The organism is Variovorax sp., from assembly GCF_035634955.1.
Taxonomy (GTDB): Bacteria; Pseudomonadota; Gammaproteobacteria; order Burkholderiales; family Burkholderiaceae_C; genus Variovorax.
This window is the reverse complement of sequence record NZ_DASQBZ010000031.1, coordinates 57,933-76,710: the sequence shown is the minus strand read 5'-3', so window position 1 is coordinate 76,710 and position 18,778 is coordinate 57,933. Positions and strand designations below refer to the sequence as shown.

General features: G+C 68.4%; 19 protein-coding genes and 1 other RNA gene. 9 read left to right on the top strand and 11 right to left on the bottom strand.

From position 1 onward, the window contains the following. Positions 1–19 precede the first annotated feature (19 nt). Together rnhA and VES41_RS20625 are read right to left on the bottom strand one after the other, a co-directional pair. Entirely contained in the window at positions 20–454 is a 435-nt protein-coding gene (gene rnhA / locus VES41_RS20630) for a ribonuclease HI (RefSeq protein WP_414719201.1), read from the bottom strand. An 11-nt stretch (positions 455–465) separates the two neighbouring features. Beyond that, positions 466–1,260: a class I SAM-dependent methyltransferase gene (locus tag VES41_RS20625; RefSeq protein ID WP_324820915.1), complete on the bottom strand. Its 795-nt coding sequence runs from the start codon at positions 1,258–1,260 to the stop codon at positions 466–468. Here VES41_RS20625 and gloB point away from each other — a divergent pair. Together gloB and VES41_RS20615 are read left to right on the top strand one after the other, a co-directional pair. Next, a complete protein-coding gene (gene gloB, locus VES41_RS20620; RefSeq protein WP_324820913.1) occupies positions 1,259–2,044 on the top strand; it encodes a hydroxyacylglutathione hydrolase in 786 nt (261 codons plus the stop codon). The genes VES41_RS20625 and gloB overlap by 2 nt on opposite strands. Continuing rightward, complete coding sequence (locus tag VES41_RS20615) at positions 2,041–3,537, top strand: transglycosylase SLT domain-containing protein (protein ID WP_324820911.1); 1,497 nt, start codon at positions 2,041–2,043, stop codon at positions 3,535–3,537. The genes gloB and VES41_RS20615 overlap by 4 nt, the downstream gene beginning before the upstream one ends. A 6-nt stretch (positions 3,538–3,543) precedes the next feature. On the opposite strand, the gene VES41_RS20610 is transcribed toward VES41_RS20615, so the two are convergent. From VES41_RS20610 to dnaX, 7 genes are all read right to left on the bottom strand, one after another. Continuing rightward, positions 3,544–4,374, bottom strand: a complete 831-nt coding sequence (locus VES41_RS20610) for an ABC transporter permease (protein WP_324820908.1) — start codon at positions 4,372–4,374, stop codon at positions 3,544–3,546. Between the two features lies 1 nt (position 4,375). Beyond that, positions 4,376–5,191 (bottom strand): ABC transporter ATP-binding protein, encoded by an 816-nt coding sequence (locus VES41_RS20605; RefSeq protein ID WP_324820906.1) that lies wholly within the window; start codon positions 5,189–5,191, stop codon positions 4,376–4,378. Positions 5,192–5,282: 91 nt separating this feature from the next. Beyond that, a complete protein-coding gene (locus VES41_RS20600; protein ID WP_324820903.1) occupies positions 5,283–6,314 on the bottom strand; it encodes an ABC transporter substrate-binding protein in 1,032 nt (343 codons plus the stop codon). A 168-nt stretch (positions 6,315–6,482) separates the two neighbouring features. Further along, on the bottom strand, positions 6,483–6,875 hold the full coding sequence (locus tag VES41_RS20595; RefSeq protein WP_324820901.1) for an MAPEG family protein: 393 nt from the start codon (positions 6,873–6,875) through the stop codon (positions 6,483–6,485). 41 nt (positions 6,876–6,916) lie between these two features. After that, entirely contained in the window at positions 6,917–7,507 is a 591-nt protein-coding gene (recR, locus tag VES41_RS20590) for a recombination mediator RecR (RefSeq protein WP_324820899.1), read from the bottom strand. Positions 7,508–7,571: 64 nt separating this feature from the next. Further along, a complete protein-coding gene (locus VES41_RS20585) occupies positions 7,572–7,904 on the bottom strand; it encodes a YbaB/EbfC family nucleoid-associated protein (RefSeq protein ID WP_324820897.1) in 333 nt (110 codons plus the stop codon). Positions 7,905–7,963: 59 nt separating this feature from the next. Then, entirely contained in the window at positions 7,964–9,955 is a 1,992-nt protein-coding gene (gene dnaX / locus VES41_RS20580) for a DNA polymerase III subunit gamma/tau (protein WP_324820895.1), read from the bottom strand. 168 nt (positions 9,956–10,123) lie between these two features. On the opposite strand from dnaX, the gene ffs reads away from it, so the two are divergent. Next, positions 10,124–10,220, top strand: an RNA gene (gene ffs / locus VES41_RS20575) — signal recognition particle sRNA small type. A 135-nt stretch (positions 10,221–10,355) separates the two neighbouring features. Further along, positions 10,356–10,604 carry a hypothetical protein gene (locus VES41_RS20570; RefSeq protein ID WP_324820893.1) on the top strand — a complete coding sequence of 83 codons (249 nt, stop codon included), beginning with the start codon at positions 10,356–10,358 and terminating at the stop codon, positions 10,602–10,604. Positions 10,605–10,613: 9 nt separating this feature from the next. On the opposite strand, the gene VES41_RS20565 is transcribed toward VES41_RS20570, so the two are convergent. Next, positions 10,614–11,876: a TIGR03862 family flavoprotein gene (locus VES41_RS20565; RefSeq protein ID WP_324820891.1), complete on the bottom strand. Its 1,263-nt coding sequence runs from the start codon at positions 11,874–11,876 to the stop codon at positions 10,614–10,616. A 193-nt stretch (positions 11,877–12,069) separates the two neighbouring features. Here VES41_RS20565 and trxA point away from each other — a divergent pair, with 193 nt between their 5' ends. Together trxA and rho are read left to right on the top strand one after the other, a co-directional pair. After that, on the top strand, positions 12,070–12,402 hold the full coding sequence (gene trxA / locus VES41_RS20560; protein WP_324820889.1) for a thioredoxin TrxA: 333 nt from the start codon (positions 12,070–12,072) through the stop codon (positions 12,400–12,402). Positions 12,403–12,606: 204 nt separating this feature from the next. Continuing rightward, a complete protein-coding gene (rho, locus tag VES41_RS20555; RefSeq protein ID WP_324820886.1) occupies positions 12,607–13,872 on the top strand; it encodes a transcription termination factor Rho in 1,266 nt (421 codons plus the stop codon). A gap of 202 nt (positions 13,873–14,074) precedes the next feature. Here the strand turns inward: rho and VES41_RS20550 are convergent, their stop codons facing one another. Beyond that, complete coding sequence (locus VES41_RS20550) at positions 14,075–15,163, bottom strand: oxidoreductase (RefSeq protein WP_324820884.1); 1,089 nt, start codon at positions 15,161–15,163, stop codon at positions 14,075–14,077. Between the two features lie 133 nt (positions 15,164–15,296). Here VES41_RS20550 and VES41_RS20545 point away from each other — a divergent pair, with 133 nt between their 5' ends. The 3 genes from VES41_RS20545 (at position 15,297) to VES41_RS20535 (ending at position 18,778) form a co-directional block, all read left to right on the top strand. Continuing rightward, positions 15,297–15,551 (top strand): type B 50S ribosomal protein L31, encoded by a 255-nt coding sequence (locus tag VES41_RS20545; protein ID WP_286660794.1) that lies wholly within the window; start codon positions 15,297–15,299, stop codon positions 15,549–15,551. Between the two features lie 96 nt (positions 15,552–15,647). Continuing rightward, positions 15,648–17,396, top strand: coding sequence for a hypothetical protein (locus VES41_RS20540; protein WP_324820879.1), 1,749 nt, complete (start codon positions 15,648–15,650; stop codon positions 17,394–17,396). Further along, complete coding sequence (locus VES41_RS20535; RefSeq protein WP_324820877.1) at positions 17,393–18,778, top strand: MATE family efflux transporter; 1,386 nt, start codon at positions 17,393–17,395, stop codon at positions 18,776–18,778. Before VES41_RS20540 ends, VES41_RS20535 begins: the two co-directional genes overlap by 4 nt.

The following is an 18,778-nucleotide window of genomic DNA, read 5'->3' as shown; positions in this document are numbered from 1 at the left end:
GCTCAGGCCCACCGGCAGATCACAGCCGCCCCAGCGCCCGCTGCACGCCCTTGTTGGCGAGCATGTCCGCGCGCTCGTTGCCCGGATCGCCCGAGTGCCCGCGCACCCAGTGCCACGCGATCTTGTGACCGCTGCCCTGCACCAGGGCGTCCAGCCGTTGCCACAGCTCGACGTTCTTGACCGGCGAGCCGGTGGACGTGCGCCAGCCCTTGGCCTTCCAGCCGCGCACCCATTCGGTGATGCCCTGGCGCACGTACTGGCTGTCCAGGTAGAGCGCCACGATGCAGGGGCGCTTGAGCGCCGCCAGGCCTTCGATGACGGCGGTCAGCTCCATGCGGTTGTTGGTCGTGAGCACTTCGCCGCCGAACAACTCCTTCTCGCTGGCACCGGCCTTGAGCCACACGCCCCAGCCGCCCGGGCCGGGGTTGCCCTTGCAGGCGCCGTCGGTGTACATCTGAACTTCGGTCAACGGATCATCTCTTTCGTCTTTCGTCTGTGGTGCGCCGGCCCGCGGTGCACCCGCCCGGCCACCGACACCGGCGCGGCGGCGATCGCCGGCTTGCGTTTCCATTCGGCCTGCAGCATGTGCATGCCGCGCACCCGCTTGACGGCGACGATGAAATACACCGCGCCGAAAATGGGCCACCAGCGTTCGCCGGCGTCGTCGAGCCAGCCGAAGCGCTCGAGCCAGGCCTGGCTGCGCACGGCGGGCCGGTAGAGGCCGAAGCGCCCGGATTCGACCTCGAAATTGAGCAGCCGCAGCCAGTCGCGCATGCGCCAGTAGCCGATGAAGTCGCCCGCCTCGGGCAGGAACAGCTCGCCGAAACCCAGCCGGCGGTACATGTGCGCGCGCCGCTGGCGCATGCCCCACAGGCTGGTCGGGTTGAGCCCGCATACGACCACCCGGCCTTCGGGCACCAGCACGCGCTCGACCTCGCGCAGCGTGGCATGCGGATCGGGGTTGAGCTCCAGCGAATGCGGCAGCACCACCAGGTCCAGGCTGTTGGCCGGAAACGGCAGGGCCGCGAAGTCGGTCAGCAGCGTCGGCCGGCGCGGCATGGGCAGCCGTTCGGCCGCCAGCCAGCGGTGCGGCATGCGGTTGGTGCGCAGGGCGTCGATCTGGGGCAGGCCGAGCTGGAGCGCATGGTAGCCGAACACGTCGGCCACGGCCTGGTCGAACTGCGTCTGCTCCCATTCGAGCAGATACCTGCCCGGGGCCGTTTCCAGCCACTCCTCCAAACCTATAATTTGACTGCTCATGACCCTCGTTCCGCTGCCCGCCTTTGCCGACAACTACATCTGGATGCTCCAGCTCGAGTCCGGCGCGATCGTGGTGGACCCGGGCGAAGCCGAACCGGTGCTCGACGCCCTGGCACGCAGCCAGGCCAGGCTGGCCGCGATTCTAGTCACCCATCATCACGCCGATCATGTCGGTGGCGTGGATGTCCTGCGCCAGGCGACGGGTGCGATGGTATTCGGTCCGGCCGGCGAGACGATCCCCGAGCCCTACCGTCCGCTCGGCGATGGCGACGTCGCCGAGGTGCTGGGCCTTCCGTTCTCGGTGATCGACGTGCCCGGCCATACCGCCGGGCATATCGCCTATTTCCTGCCGGCGCACGCCGCGCCGGACGGCGTGCCGCTGCTCTTTTGCGGCGACACGCTGTTCTCGGGCGGCTGCGGGCGCCTGTTCGAGGGCACGCCGCAGCAGATGCTGCACTCGCTCGATGCGCTTGCCGCGCTGCCGGGCGCAACCCGGGTGTGCTGCGCCCACGAATACACGCTGTCCAACCTGCGCTTCGCGCGGGCCGTGGAACCAACCAACGACACGCTCGCACGCTACCAGGCCGACTGCGAGGCGCTGCGCGCCCGCGGCCTGCCGACGCTGCCGTCGCGCATCGACACCGAGCGTTCCATCAACCCCTTCTTACGCAGCCGCCAAGACTCGGTCCGCGCCACCGTGGGCGCCCATGCCGGGCTGCCTCCGCAAGCCCCCGACACCGACGTCTTTGCGGCCTTGCGCCAATGGAAAAACAACTTTCGATGAAGCTACTCTGGGCATGGCTGCTCGCCACCCTCTTTCTTGCCGGATGCGCAACGCAATCGGGCCCGCCGCTCATTCCCGGCGGCAACCTCAAACCCATCACCCAGACCGACCTCGGCGAAGGCAGCGACCACCGCGTCATGACGATGGTGCCACCCGTCGACATGTGGGACCGCATCCGCCGCGGATTTCGCATGCCCGACCTGGACAACGACCTGGTGCGCGACCGCGAGCAGTGGTATGCCACCCGTCCGGACTACATCGAGCGCATGACGGAGCGCTCCAACAAGTACATCTTCTACATCGTCGAGGAACTCGAGCGGCGCAACATGCCGACCGAGCTGGCGCTGCTTCCCTACATCGAAAGCGCCTTCAACCCGCAGGCCGTGTCCAGCGCCCGGGCCATGGGCATGTGGCAGTTCATGCCCGCCACCGGCAGCGACTTCGACCTCAAGCAGAACATCTTCCGCGACGACCGGCGCGACGTCGTCGCCTCGACCCGCGCGGCGCTCGACTACCTGCAGCGCCTGTACGACATGTTCGGCGACTGGCAGCTCGCGCTGGCCGCCTACAACTGGGGTGAAGGCAGCGTCAGCCGGGCCATCGCCAAGAACCAGAAAGCCGGACTCGGAACCACCTACAGCGACCTGAACATGCCGGCCGAGACACGCCAGTACGTTCCCAAGCTGCAGGCGGTCAAGAACATCGTCGCCAACCCGGCCAAGTTTGGCGTCGATCTTCCGTACATCTCCAACCACCCCTACTTCACTCGCGTGGCGCTCACGCGCGACCTGGACGTCGACCTCGCCGCCAAGCTGGCCGACGTGCGCATCGAGGACTTCCGCGCGCTCAACCCGGCTGCGCACAAGCCGGTGCTGCTGGCCGCCGGAACGCCGGACATCCTGCTGCCGTGGGACAACGCCGCCGTCTTCGAGCGCAATTTCAAGGCCTATGCCGAGGGACAGTACGCCAGCTGGACGGCGTGGACGGTGTCGCGCACCATGACCGTGGCCGACGCGGCGCAGCGCAGCGGCATGTCCGAGGCGGACCTGCGCGCCGTCAACAACATCCCGCCGCGAATGATGATCAAGTCGGGCTCCACGCTGATCGTGCCGCGCTCGGCGCGCGTACAGGAAGACGTGGCGGCCGTGGTGGCCGATTCGGGCCAGCTGAGCTTCCAGCCCGAGGTCGTGACGCGCCGCACGTCGGTACGCACGCGCGGCAGCGAAAGCGTCACCTCGGTCGCCCGGCGCTACAAGCTCAGCCCGGCCAGCGTCGCCGAATGGAACGACGTGCCCACCAGCCACGTGTTCAAGCGCGGCTACAACGTGGTGGTGTACTTGCCGGTGCGCGATGCCGCCGCCGCGCGTGTCGGTTCCGGCGCGCGCAGCACCAGCAGCAGCGCATCCAAGAGAAAGGTCTCGTCCAGTTCGGCCTCTTCGCGCAGCAGCGGGGCCCGGCATAGCAGCACGGCCAGCAGCAAGCGCAAGCGCTGAGCCGGCTCAGAGCTTTTCGGTCTCGCCTGCGCGCGGCTGCCAGGTCATGAGGCGGCGCTCGATCAGGCCGACGACGCCATCGAGCACCAATGCAAAGGCCGTGAGCACCACGATGCCGGCAAAGACCGTGTTGACGTCGAAGGTGCCCTCGGCCTGCAGGATCAGGTAGCCCACCCCGCGCGCCGAGCCCAGGTATTCGCCCACCACCGCGCCCACGAATGCCAGGCCCACCGACGTGTGCAGGCTCGAGAACACCCAGCTGGTGGCGCTGGGCAGGTACACGGAGCGCAGCAGCTGGCGCTGGCTCGCGCCCAGCATCCGCGCATTGGCAAGCACCACCGGGCTGACCTCGCGCACGCCCTGGTAGACGTTGAAGAACACGATGAAGAACACCAGCGTCACCGCCAGCGCCACCTTGCTCCAGATGCCCAGCCCGAACCACAGCCCGAAGATGGGCGCGAGGATCACGCGCGGCATGGAATTGGCCGCCTTGATGTAGGGGTCGAGGATCAGGCTGGCCACCGGCGCCAGCGCCAGCCAAAGGCCGAAGGCCAGTCCCAGCGCCGTGCCGACGGCAAAGGCCAGGACCGTCTCGAGCAGCGTCACGCCCAGGTGTGCGTAGATGTCGGCATTGCCCGGCAGGCCATCGGGAAACAGCGCGCTCGGCCCGAAGCCGAAAGGCATGAACCAGCTCCACACGCGGCCGAGCACCTGCACCGGCTGGCCGAAGAAGAAGGCGATGTTGTCGTGACGCGAGGCCAGGTGCCAGGCCACCAGCAGCAGCGCGAGCAGCGCCAGTTGCCACCAGCGCGCATTGCGTTCGTTGGGCTTGAACATGTCAGGCCGCCTTCTGCAGTTGCTGGGCATAGCCCTTGAGCACTTCGTCGCGCAGGACCGCCCAGATCTGCGAATGCAGTTCCACGAAGCGCTGATGCGTACGCACCTCGGCCACGTCGCGCGGCCGCGGCAGGTCGATGGTGAATTCCCCGATCGGGCGCGTCGCGGGGCCCGCGGACAACACCACCACGCGGTCGCTCATCGCGATGGCCTCGTCCAGGTCGTGCGTGATGAACAGCACGGCCTTGCGCTTGGCCGCCCACAGATCGAGCACCTCGTTCTCCATCAGCTGGCGCGTCTGGACGTCCAGCGCACTGAACGGCTCGTCCATCAGGATGATGTCGGGATCGAGCGCCAGCACCTGCGCCAGCGCCGTGCGCTTGCGCATGCCGCCGGACAGCTGGTGCGGATAGCGGTCGCCGAAGCCGCCCAGCCCCACGCGCTGGAGCCATTGCCCGGCCTGCGCCACCGCCTCGGCGTCCGGCAGCCCGCGGTACTGCAGCCCGACCGCGACGTTGTCGATGGCGCTGCGCCAGGGCATGAGCGCCTCGGCCTGGAACATGTAGCCGGCGCGCCGGTTGATGCCCTGCAGCGGCTGGCCGAACACGTTGACGGTGCCGGTCGAAGGCGGCAGCAGGCCGGCGGCCACGTTCAGCAGCGTGGATTTGCCGCACCCGGTCGGGCCCACCACCGAGACGAACTCGCCGGCTGCCACGCGCAGCGTGGTGTCGGCCACGGCGGTGTAGCGCTGCGAAGGATCATCCTTCGAGCGGAAAGTGCATTGGATGTCGATCAGTTCGAGCGCGTATTCGGACATGCGGCAGGGGCAGCGTTGGATCGAGGGAAAAAAAGAAAAGCCCGGCACGAAGGGCCGGGCGCTTGGCATGGAAGCCGGCCGCCTGCGCGGCTCAGGCCTTGTACCGGTCCTTGGCCCGTTGCGCGAACGCGTTGGTGTAGGTGCGCGACAGGTCGATCTTGTCGCTCTTGACCTCGGGACTGAAACTGGTCAGAGCGGCGAGCGCGGTCTTGGGCCCTTCGGACATGATCAGGCCATCGGTGGCGATGGCCTCGCGGATCTTGTCGAACGACGCCAGGTACAGCGCGCGGTCGCCCAGGAGATAGGTCTCCGGCACCGTCTTGATGATGTCGCCGGGCCCGGCCGTCTGCAGCCACTTGAGCCCGTGCACGATCGCGTTGGCCAGCGCCTGGCAGGTGTTGGGGTTCTCCTGCACGAACGCCTGCTTGGTGTAGAGGCATGCGGCCGGCATCGGTCCGCCGAAGACTTCCTGCGTGCCCTTGAGCGTGCGCGTATCGCTGATGATCTTGACGTCGCCCTTCTGCTCGAGCATGGTCATCACGGGGTCGGTGTTGCTGATCGCGTCGATCTGCCCCGAGCGCAGCGCGGTGAGCGCGCCGGCGGCGACGCCCACGCCGACGTAGCTCACGTCGCTTGCCTTGATGCCGGCGCGCGAGAGCACGAGGTTGGCCACCATGTTGGTGGACGAGCCCGGCGCCGAGACGCCGATCTTCTTGCCCTTGAGGTCGGCCAGCGAGGTGTAGTTGGGCAGGTTCTTGGTGGACACGCCCACCGCGATCTGCGGCGCCCTGCCCTGCAGCACGATCGATTGCAGGAACTGGTTCTTGGCCTGCAGGCTGATGGTGTGCTCGTAGGCCCCCGAGCAGACGTCGGCCGAGCCGCCGATCAGGGCCTGCAGCGCGCGCGAGCCGCCCGCAAAGTCCGAGATCTCCACATCGAGGCCCTCGGCCTTGAAGTAGCCCAGCTGCTCGGTGATCGTCAGCGGAAGGTAATAGAACGCCGCCTTGCCGCCGACGGCAATCGAGACTTTGGTCTTCTCGAGCTTGTTCTGTGCAAGCACCGGCGCGGATACCGATGCGGCGGCAAGCGCAGAGGCTGTGAGGAGGGTACGGCGGGTCAACATCGGATGTTCCGTTCTGTCTTGTTGTTGATGTGCCGAGGCAGCTTAGGTGTCGTCATGCGCCGCAGCATCAGGAACATCCCCCTGCGGGTTTCCACGTAAACATGAAGACCACGTGCAATGCGCGTGCAGCGGGCCTCCTGCAGCGCCGGAGCAGCCCCTCGCGGGCGTTCACTTGCCGATGAAGAGAATGCAGATGTTGAGTGCCAGGCCCAGGCCCCAGACCAGTGTGCGCAGCGTGCCGAACCCCGCGCCATACACCACGACGTAGATCACGCGCAGCACGAGATACGCGGCCGCGCACAGGTCGAGCGTGGACTGGCGGTACCCCAGTTGGTGCGCGATGACCACCACGCCGATGAACAGCGGCAGAACCTCGAAGCCGTTGGCCGCAGCGGCCAGCAGGCGTGCGCGCCAGCCCGTCTGGCGCGTGGCCCAGTCGCGCGGTGCCTGGTTCTCCCGGGGGCCGTACTGGCCCGCCTTGGCGGCGAACGTGGTCAGGTATGGCAGCAACGCCACCAGCAACACGCACCAGTACGCGAGGGTCAGGGAGGCTGTGTTCATATGTTTCCCTTGTGTTGTTATGTTTGCCGCCCTGCCCCCGGTCAGCGTCTGTCGACCAGCGCGTGCGCGATGGTTCCCAGGTCCACGTACTCGAGTTCGCTGCCTGCGGGCACACCGCGCGCGAGGCGCGTGACGGTCAGGCCGCGCTGGCGCAGCGCCTCGCCGATGACGTGGGCCGTGGCCTCGCCCTCGGCGGTGAAATTGGTGGCGAGAATGACCTCGCTCACATGGCCGTCGAGTGCGCGATCGAAGAGTTGCGCCAGGCCGAGTTCGCGCGGGCCGATGCCGTCGAGCGGACTGAGCTTGCCCATCAGCACGAAGTAATAGCCGCGAAACGCGCCGGTGCGCTCCAGCGCGGCCTGGTCGGCCGGCGTCTCGACGACGCACAGCTTGCTGGCGTCACGCCGCCCGTCCAGGCACAGGTTGCACACGGGCGCCTCGGTGAAGGTATTGCAGCGCTCGCAATGCCGCACGGTGGTCGTGGCCTGCTGCAGCACCCGCGACAGGAGCTGGGCGCCTTCGCGATCGTGTTGCAGCAGGTGGTAGGCCATGCGCGACGCCGACTTGACGCCCACGCCCGGCAAGCGCCGCAACGCCTCGACCAAGCCGTCGAGCGAACTGGAGTCCGACATGGAACAGGAGATGAAGAAAGGGGCGCTGTGCGCGGACCGCCCGGGCGGGTTCGCCCGGGGCGGCTCAGAACGGCAGTTTCATGCCGGGGGGCAGGCCGGGCATGCCGGAGGTGAGCTTGCCCATCTTCTGCTCGCTGGTCTCTTCCGCCTTGCGCACGGCGGCATTGAAGGCGGCGGCGACCAGGTCCTCGAGCATATCCTTGTCGTCGGTCAGCAGGCTCGGGTCGATCGCCACGCGCTTGACGTCGTGCTTGCAGGTCATGACCACCTTGACGAGGCCGGCGCCGGATTCACCCTCGACCTCGATGTGGGCCAGTTCCTCCTGGGCCTTCTTGATGTTTTCCTGCATGGCCTGGGCCTGCTTCATGAGGCCGGCGAGTTGTCCCTTGTTGAACATGGTGTAGGTCCTGAGATGAGAGGGTTGGAAATGGAATGTGGTTGCCGGCGCAGCCCCGGCTACAACGGCCGCAGGCTGCCGGGCACGATGCGCGCGTCGAACTCGCGCATCATGCGCTGCACCAGCGGATCATTGCGTATGGCTTCCTCGGCCGCACGCTGGCGCGCCTGCGCCGCCGCCTTGTTGCGCCGCGCGGGGCTGTCGTTCACCGCGCCGATCTCGATGGCGATTTTCACCGAATGGCCGAGCGCGGCCAGCGCCGCCTGGACCTTGTCCCGACTGCCGGCCTGGCCGAGCGACTCCCGCTCGACGCGCAGCAGCCACTGGTCATCGTCACGGCCCACCAGTTGCGACTGCAGCGCCAGCTCGCGCGCCAGGGCGCTGATGCGCTCCTCGGCCACCATGCGCGACACGGTGGCGAACCAGAAGTCGCCCTCCTCGGTCGTCACGATGGGTGCGTCCGGCTGCTCGTCGGGCCCGCTTCGCGGCAGGTCGCGTTCGCCGGCCTCGCCCTGCACGCGCAGCGGCACGGCATGCAGGCTGCGCGGCGGCTCGCCGCCCGCGCGGGATTGCCGCGGGCGCTCGAGCACCGGCAGGCGCTGGCCGGGCGGCAGCATGTCGTCGTCCCACGGCGGCGCTTCGTCGGGCGTGGGAGGCGCGAGGTCATCGTCGGGCGCCGACTGATCCTGCGGCGGCGGCTGCATTCGCACGTCGGGCGGCTGCGGCCGAGGTGGCGAAGCGGCCGGCCGCGGCGCGTCGGCCCGCGTCGGCGAGGCATCCGGGGCTACGGGCTTTGCGGCCGACCCCGGGCGGTTCGCGAGCGCAACGTCCGGCGCTTGCACGGGTGCCGGCGCGACATGTGTCGCCGGCGCCGCAGCGACTGCCGCCGGCGCCCGGGCGTCATTCAGAGTTTTTTTTTCCGCTGTTGGCGCTACCGCCGGCGTGCCACTGCGAAACGCAAGCGGCCGCAGCAGCACCATGGTGAGCGCAGCGTACTCGTCCGGCGCCAGGCCCAGCTCGCCGCGCCCGTGGATGCACAGGCTGTAGAGCAGCTGGGTGTCTTCCGGGGCCAGCGCGCGGGCCAGGCGGACGGTCTCCGCGGCATCCGGATCCGCCGGGTCCTGCTGGCCGGCCCGCTCGGGCACCGCCTGCAGTACCGCCATGGCCTGCAGCACGGAAATCATCTCCTCCAGCGTCGAACCGGCGGACAGGCCGTCGCGGCGCAGCCCCTCGGAGATCTCGACCACCGTGCGTCCGTCGCCCTGCGCCAGCGCCTCGAGCAGGCGGAACACGTAGGCGCGATCCACGCTGCCCAGCATCTGGCGCACGCCGGATTCGGACAGTTCGCCATTGCAGTAGGCGATGGCCTGGTCGGTGAGCGACAGCGCATCGCGCATCGACCCGCGCGCCGCGCGCGCCAGCAGCCGCAGTGACGCCGGATCGGCCGGCACCGCCTCGCTGGCAAGCACCTGGGTGAGGTGATCGAGCACCGTCTCCGGCGCCATCGGCCGCAGGTTGAACTGCAGGCAGCGCGACAGCACCGTGACCGGCACCTTCTGCGGATCGGTGGTGGCCAGCACGAACTTGAGGTATTCGGGCGGCTCTTCGAGCGTCTTGAGCATCGCGTTGAACGCGGTGTTCGACAGCATGTGCACTTCGTCGATCATGAAGACCTTGAAGCGCCCCTGCACCGGCTTGTAGACAGCCTGCTCGAGCAGGCCCTGGACTTCCTCCACACCCCGGTTGGAGGCGGCGTCGAGCTCCACGTAGTCGACGAAGCGGCCGGAGTCGATGTCCTGGCAAGCCTGGCACACGCCGCATGGCGTGGCCGTGATGCCGCCGGTGCCGTCGGGCCCCTGGCAGTTGAGCGACTTCGCCAGAATGCGCGACACCGTCGTCTTGCCGACCCCACGCGTGCCCGTGAAAAGGTAGGCGTGGTGCAGGCGTTGCGTACCCAGCGCGTTGCCCAGGGCCTGCACGACGTGCTCCTGCCCGACCATCTCGCTGAAGGTTCGGGGACGGTATTTTCTGGCGAGCACGAGATAGGACATCGGAGCGCATTCTAGAAGCGAAGCCTCCCCTTCCGCGGCGCGGGCGGTCAACGACGCGCCGCGTCGCCTGCTTTCGCGCCACGCCGGCGCTCGTGCACCCGCAGGAATGCGAGGGGCATCCGCGCCTTCATGCCGACGGCATGCGCCGCGTCGCCTACAATCGCGGGTGACGGGCCTCCCCGCATGGTGAAGCGGCCAACCGGGTCAGGTGGGGAACCAAGCAGCCCTAACTGCGTAGTCAGTGCCGGGGGTAAGGCTCGTCACCTCACACCAGAAGCCCCGGGTTTCCATGCCCGGTGCGCTCCGCCATCCCGCGACCAGCGCGCGTGGGAACTCTCCGACAAGCGAACGTAGCCCAGGCGGGCCCCGCCGGGCGCGTTTGGCACGCACAATGGCCGGCATGGCCACACATCGCAGCACCCTTCGAGACCTGGTTGGCGAAGACGCGGACGGGAAGACCTACCCCGTCCAATGCGAACTCGTCGAACAGGAAAGCACCGATCCGCAGGACGCCAGCCACAGGCGCTGGGAACTGACCGCCACGCATGCGCGGTTGGAGGACGGCCGAGCCTTGCAGCAGGACGGCGAAGTCTGGAAGACGACCAGCGGCAAGCCCGAACTGGTGCTGAAGGTCGTGGGCCTGCGATAGGCCACGCCGCTAGCGCCCTCCTTTCAGCCAATCCAGCGCGCCCCGGGCCGCCACCACGCCGCTGGCCATGCTCGCAGTGAGCAGATAGCCGCCGGTGGGAGCCTCCCAGTCGAGCATCTCGCCGGCGCAGAAGACACCCGGCAACGCGTGCGCCATCAGCCCTTCGTCGAGCGCTTCCAGCCGCACGCCGCCGGCGCTGCTGATCGCCTCGTCGATGGGGCGTGCCGCCACCACGCGCAGCGGCAAAGACTTGATGGCGCTCGCCAGCTTTTCCACGTCGTGCATGCCGTCGCGGCCGAGCACCTCGTTGAGCAACGCGCGCTTGACGCCATCCAGGCCCAGCCGACTTTGCAGGTGACTGCTGACGGAGCGGGCACCGCGCGGATGGAGCACCTGCTCGCGCACCTGGGCCGGACTGCGGTCGGGCAGCAGGTCGATGTTCACGACGGCGCTGCCGGCGGCGGCGATCTCGTCGCGCAGCAGGGCCGACGCCGCGTATATCAGGCTGCCCTCGACGCCGGTCGCAGTGGCGACGAACTCGCCCTTCTTGCGGGCAAAATGCCGGCCGCGCGAATCCGTCGCCTCGATGGCCACCGACTTGAAGGGCTGCCCGGCGAAGCGCTCGGCGAAGAACGGCGTCCAGCCGACGTCGAAGCCACAGTTGGCCGGCACCAGCGGCACGGTCTCGACGCCCCGATCGCGCAGCCACGGCTGCCACGCGCCGTCCGACCCCAGCCGCGCCCAGCTGCCGCCGCCCAATGCAAGCACCACCGCGTCCGCCGACTGCACCGCCTCGCCGGACGGCGTGTCGAAAGTCAGGGCCAGCGCGCCTGCGCCCGCACCGCCGTCGAGGCCGCCCTGCCAACGGTGCCGCATGTGGAACTGCACCCCCGATGCCCGCAGCCGGTGCAACCAGGCGCGCAGCAGCGGCGCCGCCTTCATGTCGGCCGGAAACACCCGCCCGGACGTCCCCACGAACGTCCCGATGCCCAGGCCCTCGGCCCATTCGCGCAGCGCGCCGGGGCCCATCACCGAAAGCCAGCGCCCGACCTGCGCGCGCCGAGTCTCGCCGAAGCGTTCCACGAAGGCCTCCGTCGGCTCCGAGTGCGTCAGGTTGAGCCCGCCCCTGCCGGCCAGGAGGAACTTGCGGCCGACCGAGGCCATCGCGTCGTACACATGCACGCGAGCGCCGGCCGCGGCGAGCGTTTCGGCGGCCATCAGTCCGGCCGGCCCGCCGCCGACGACGGCGACAACTGGAGATTTGGAATTCACGGGGTATCTGCTGGCGTGCGCGGCGCCGGGACTCGGCGGTCGATCGGGCGCGGGCCACGCGCGACAAGTCTTTGCCTATGGCGGCCATAGCGGGCCGCCGCGGCACGCCGGCACTTGGTTTCTGTCACAATGACCCGCACTGTAGCGGCTCTTCCAACCATCGCCGCGAAGCGCAGCGCAAGAGGAAAAAACCATGGCCAGTGACCTGATCAAGAACATCTCCGATTCTTCCTTCGAAACCGACGTCCTGAAGTCCGACACCCCGGTGCTGGTGGACTACTGGGCCGAATGGTGCGGCCCCTGCAAGATGATCGCCCCCCTGCTCGACGAGGTGTCGTCGACGTACGAGGGCAAGCTGCAGGTCGCCAAGCTCAACGTCGACGAGAACCGCGACATCCCGGCAAAATTCGGCATCCGCGGCATCCCCACGCTCATGCTGTTCAAGAACGGCCAATTGGCCGCCACCAAGGTGGGCGCCATGAACAAGGCGCAATTGCAGGCCTTCATCGACCAGCAATTGGCCTGAGGCCTTTTATTCTGATGCCGGCACGCAACGCGCCGGCATCTTTTCAGCGCCGCCCAATTCCACGCGCGCTTTTTTTGCTGTCATAATCAGCGCAAATCGCCGGCCCGCCCGGTTCGAATACTCGGTTTGAGAGGCTCTTCTCGCCTCTTGCTCAAACCTCCCCCCGATTCATCGTCAGACTGCCCCGCACAAAGGGGTCACTCCATGCACTTAAACGAACTCAAGGCACTGCACGTGTCTGAAGTCCTCAAGCAGGCTGAGTCTCTGGAGATCGAAAACGTCGGCCGCATGCGCAAGCAGGAGCTGATGTTCGCCATCATCAAGAAGCGCGCCAAAGCCGGCGAACAGGTCTTCGCCGACGGCGTTCTCGAGATCCTGCCGGACGGCTTCGGCTTCCTGCGCAGCCCCGACACCAGCTTCACCGCCAGCACCGACGACATCTACATCAGCCCCAGCCAGGTGCGCCGCTTCAACCTGCACACCGGCGACATGATCGAAGGCGAGGTGCGCATTCCGAAGGACGGCGAGCGTTACTTCGCGCTGACCAAGCTCGACGCCGTCAATGGCGGCCCGCCGGAGCAGAACAAGCACAAGGTGATGTTCGAGAACCTGACGCCGCTGTTCCCGAAGCAGCAGATGCGTCTGGAGCGCGACGGCTTCAAGGGCGAAGAGAACATCACGGGCCGCATCATCGACATCATCGCCCCCATCGGAAAGGGCCAGCGCGCCCTGCTGGTGGCGCCGCCCAAGAGCGGCAAGACGGTGATGATGCAGCACATCGCCCACGCCATCAGCGCCAACTACCCCGAAGTGCACATGATGGTGCTGCTGGTGGACGAGCGCCCCGAGGAAGTGACCGAGATGCAGCGCACCGTCAAGGGCGAAGTGATCGCGTCCACCTTCGACGAGCCGGCCGCCCGCCACGTGCACGTGGCCGAGATGGTGATCGAGCGTGCCAAGCGCCTGGTCGAGCTCAAGAAGGACGTGGTGATCCTGCTGGACTCCATCACCCGCCTGGCCCGCGCCTACAACAACGTCGTGCCCTCGTCGGGCAAGGTGCTGACTGGCGGTGTCGACTCCAACGCGCTGCAGCGCCCCAAGCGCTTCCTGGGCGCGGCCCGCAACGTTGAAGAAGGCGGCTCGCTGACCATCATCGGCACCGCGCTGATCGACACCGGCAGCCGCATGGACGAAGTCATCTTCGAAGAGTTCAAGGGCACCGGCAACTCCGAAATCCACCTCGACCGCCGTCTCTACGAGAAGCGCGTCTTCCCTTCCATCCAGCTCAACCGCAGCGGCACCCGCCGCGAGGAACTGCTGCTGCCGCCCGAGATCCTGCAAAAGACCCGCATCCTGCGCCAGCTCATGTACAACATGGACGAGATCGAGTCGATGGAGCTCATGCTCAAGAACATGAAGGCGACGAAGAACAACATGGAGTTCTTCGACATGATGCGCCGCGGCGGCTGAGAAGTACCGCGCTTTGCTGCTGCGCGGCGCGATCTTGCGCCTGCGTGTCCTCGCCGTACGGGAGTACGGCTGCGGTACTCGGCGCAACCTCGCACCGCTCGCGACGCAAATCGCGGCACTTCTCGCGTTGTCGGTTTGCGGCTCGCCGTACTTTGTACGGCTTTGCCTCGGGTCGCTTGCTTTGCTCGCGACTTGCTCAGCACTACGTTGTTGGGAGTGCGCGGGCCTTTGTTGCGCTTTGGCGGCCCAGGTCCAGCAATTCCATCAGGTCCACTGCTTCTTGCGGGGTGACGGGGGGCGGGGCCTCGCCGAGGATGGCATTGCGAACCATCGCGTAGTAGCGCACGTAGTCGCCCGGCAGATTCGGCACTGCGGTCGCCTCGGGGCGGCCGGCATCGCCGATCAACGTCAGGCGCCCTTCCGACGGATCCACGCCCCAACCTGCGCCGCCAGGCCGCGCGCCCCCACGCAGCAGGTCTTCCTGCACGTCCACCCCATGCTTGACGTAGCTGCCGCGCGTGCCGTGCAGTACGTAGCGCGGCGCCGGATCCGCTGCCAAGGTGGTGGCGTGGAGCACCACGCGCAGCGGCGCCCGCGGGCCCTGGTGGTAGCGCAGCACGGCATGGAAGTAGTCCTCGACCTGGGCGCCGTCGCGTAACGCGGCGGTGTCGAGCTGCAAGGTATCGGGGCGGCCGAACAACTGCAGTGCCTGGTCGACCAGGTGGGCGCCCAGATCGACCCACAGCCCCGCACCCGGGACAGCCTGCTCGCGCCAGCGGGCGCGCACGTCCGGACGGAAACGGTCGAAATGCGACTCGAAATACACGGGGCGGCCGACATGGCCTTGTTCCAGCAGTTGGCGCAAGGTGAGAAAGTCGGCGTCGAACCGGCGATTCTGGTAGACCGAAACCATCACGCCTTGCCGTTCGGCCAGCGCCACGAGTTCGCGCGCCTGCGCAGCGTCCAGCGTGAAGGGCTTGTCGACCACCACGTGCCGGCCGGCGGCCAGCGCGGCCTTGGCCAGATCGAAGTGCGCGGCATTGGGGGCGGCCACCACCACCAGCCTCACCTCGGGGTGGGCCGCCAGCACCGCGGCCAGGTCGGGCAGCACCGGCACCCCGGGCCAGTCGGCGGCGACCTTGGCCGGCTGGCTGCTGGCAACCGCGGCCAGCCGCAGGCCCGGCACCGCCGACAGAACGGGGGCGTGAAACACCTGGCCGGCGAAGCCATAGCCCGCCAGGGCGACGGGAATGGCGGCCTGGCTCGGGCCGTCGGATGCTGGATTCTCCATTCGGGACAAGTATGCGATAATTGAGGGCTTTTTAGCGAAAAGTGCAGCCGCACGGCCCAGAGCGAATGTCTGCCTGGGCCGCAACAACATTTGAGCAGCGCGTTGTGGCTCTCGCATCGACCCAGGAAAGACCATGAAAGAAGGCATCCACCCCAATTACCGCGAAGTTCTGTTCGTCGACCTGTCGAACGGCTTCAAGTTCGTGACCCGTTCGTGCGTGAACACGAAGGAAATGGGCAAGACGGACGACGGCCGCGAGCTGCCGCTGTACAAGCTCGACACCTCCAGCGAATCGCACCCCTTCTACACCGGCACCCAGAAGTCGGTGGACAACATGGGCGGCCGCGTCGAGAAGTTCCGCAACCGCTTCGGCAAGGTCGCCCGCTAAGGCACCTGGCTTTCAGGCAAGGGCAGCCCGGGTTTCCGCGCTGCCCTTTTTTTGTTCAGGACCCTTCCAGCCACCCCAACCACTGCGCCGCCCCGCGTGAACCAGCCCACGCCCGCCATCGTTGCCCAAGGCTCCGTGCGCCGCCTGCCGCGGTTCGCGCTCATCCTGCTGTGCGTGGCCTACCTGCTGCCCGGCCTGGTGGGGCGCGGCCCCTGGAAGAGCGAGGACATCACGTCCTTCGGCTACATGCTGGAGCTGGCGCAGGGCCGTGGCGGCATCGCCAGCTGGCTCGACCCGCAGATGATGGGCCTGCAGCCGGAAACGCTGGCGCTCATTCCGTACTGGGTCGGCGCCTGGGCCATCCAGCTGGCCCCGCCCTGGATCAGCCCCGACCTGGCGGTGCGCTTCATCTTCGCCCTCTTCCTGTGGGCAGCGTTCACCGGCACCTGGTACGCGGTGTACTACTTCGCCCGCACGCCCCAGGCCCAGCCGGTGGCCTTCGCGTTTGGCGGCGAGGCGCGCCCGACCGACTACGCCCGCGCCATTGCCGATGGCGGGCTGATGGCCCTGATCGCCTGTCTCGGCCTGGCCCAACTGGGCCACGAGACCACGCCGGCGCTGGCCCAGTTGTGCTTTGCGGCCTGCATGTTCTACGGCATGGCCGCGCTGCCTTATCGCCAAAAGGCGCCCGGCGCCGCCTTCTCGGTGGGGACGATCGGCATGGCCTTGAGCGGCGCGCCGACGGTCGCCCTGCTCCTGGGCGCCGGCTGCATCCTGCTCGCCGGCGCCGAATGGCTGCAGCGGCGCCATAACCTGGACCGTGCCTCGACCTACGAACCGGACGCGCCGGCCGGCTACGACGGCGCTGCGCTGGCCGTGATCGCGGGCGCGACGCTGATCGCAGGAGCGCTGGTGCTGGGCCTGGACCTGCTGCAGTGGCGCATCCAGCTGCCCGGCAGCGAGGTGGGCGAAAGCGTGGCCGACGATCTCAAGAGCCTCGGTCGCTTGCTCGTCTGGTTCACCTGGCCGGCCTGGCCGCTGGTGCTGTGGACGCTCTGGCGCTGGCGCCGCCAGCTGCGCGAGCGCCACGTCGCGCTGCCGTTGTGGTTCGCGCTGGTGCCGCTGGCGGCCACTTTCACCACCGACTTCGCCCAGCGTTCGCTGCTGCTGTCGCTGCCGGCGCTGGCGACCTTGGCTGCCTTCGCGCTGCCCACTTTCCGTCGCAGCGCGGCGGCGCTGATCGACTGGTTCACGCTGCTGTTCTTCAGCGGCTCGGCCATCATCATCTGGGTCATCTACATCTCGATGCAGACCGGCTTCCCGGCCAAGCCTGCCGCCAACGTGGCCCGGCTTGCCCCGGGCTTCGAGCCGCAGTACTCGACGGTGGCGCTGCTGTTCGCGATCGCCGCCACCGTTGCCTGGGCCTGGCTCGTGCGCTGGCGCACCGGCCGGCATCCAAAGGCTCTGTGGAAGACCCTGGTGCTCCCGGCCGGCGGCGCCGCGCTGTGCTGGACGCTGGTGATGACGCTGTGGCTGCCCCCGCTCGACTACGCGCGCAGCTACGTTCCGCAGATCAACGACATCCGCAAGCTGGTCGGCAAGACCGAATGCATCGCCGACCTCGGGCTCGAGCGCGCCCACATCGCGGCGCTGCGCTTCCACGGGCAGTACACGCTGCAGCACCTGACGCCCGAGACCAAGTGCCGCTGGCTGCTGGTCAACCCGGAAGTCGTCGGGGGCCTGCATGACATCGTCGACCTGCACCAGTGGCGGCTGATCCGCACCCTGCGCCGGCCGACCGCGCGAACCGACGACCTGCTGCTCTACCAGCGCATGACGCCGTGAGCGACGCGCGCATCGGCGCCGCGGCAGCGCCGGCCGGCGCCGAACGCCGCTCCATCGCACGGCATGCCGGCACCGTGCTGCTGGGCCAGCTGGCCGTCATGGCCTTCAGCGTGATCGACACCGTGGTGGCCGGGCGCTATGCAGAAGACGCCCTGGCGGCCCTGTCAGTGGCATCGGCCATCTTCGTCAGCGTCTACGTGGCATTGATGGGCGTGCTGCAGGCGCTGCTGCCGATCTGGGCCGAACTGCACGGCGCCCGGCGGCCCGAGGACATCGGCCGGTCGGTGCGGCAGTCGCTCTACCTGTGCGCGGTCGCCACGGCGATCGGCATGGCGATCCTGCTGTATCCGGACGCCCTGCTGCGCTGGACCGGCGTGCCGGACGCCATGCGCGCCGAAGTGCGGCGCTACCTGAACGTGCTCGCATTCGCGCTGCCGCCCACGTTGCTGTTCCGCCTGTTCGCCACGCTGTGCCAGGGGCTGGGCCGGCCGCAGCTGGTGACCAGGCTGCAGGTGCTGGCATTGCCGGTAAAGCTGGTGCTGTCGATCTGGTTCGCCTTTGGCGGTGCCGGCCTGCCGGCCCTCGGCCTGGTCGGCTGCGGATGGGCCTCGCTGCTGGTCAACTGGGCGCTGCTGGCCGGGGCGGCATGGCTGCTGCGCACCGAGCGCGGCTTCGCCTCCTGCGGCATCTGGCGGCGCATGGAGCCGCCCGACTGGCGGCAGATCGGCCAGTTCCTGCGGCTGGGCCTGCCGGCCGGGCTGTCCATGCTGGTCGAGATCACGTCCTTCACGCTCATGGCGCTGTTCATCTCGCGGCTGGGCACTGCCGCGGCCGCGGCCCACCAGATCGCCGCCAATCTCACGGCGCTGTGCTACATGGTGCCGCTGTCCCTGGCCATCGCCACCAGCGCCCGGGTCAGCTGGTGGCTCGGTGCGGGCTCGCCGGCGCAGGCGCGGCAAGCCTGCCTCACGGGCTTGAGGATGGCGCTGGCCGCCGCCATGGCGATGGCGCTGGGCATGTTCCTGCTGCGCTGGCAGCTGCCGGCGGTGTATTCCGACAACCCGCAGGTACTGGCCATGGCCGCCATGCTGCTGGCCGCCACGGCCGTGTTCCACCTGGCCGACGCCACGCAGGCGCTGTGCGTGTTCGTGCTGCGCAGCTACCGGGTGACCCTGGCGCCGCTGGCGATCTATTGCGCGCTGCTGTGGGGCGTCGGGCTGGCTGGTGGCTACCTGCTCGCCTACCAGGGCCTCGGCCCATGGGCGCCCATGCGCTCGCCGCTGGCGTTCTGGGTCATGGGCGCGCTGGCGCTGGCGGTGGCCGCGGCGCTGGTGGCGCTGCTGTTGCGCCGCGCCGTGCGCCGCTCGCTGCGCGCCGCCTGA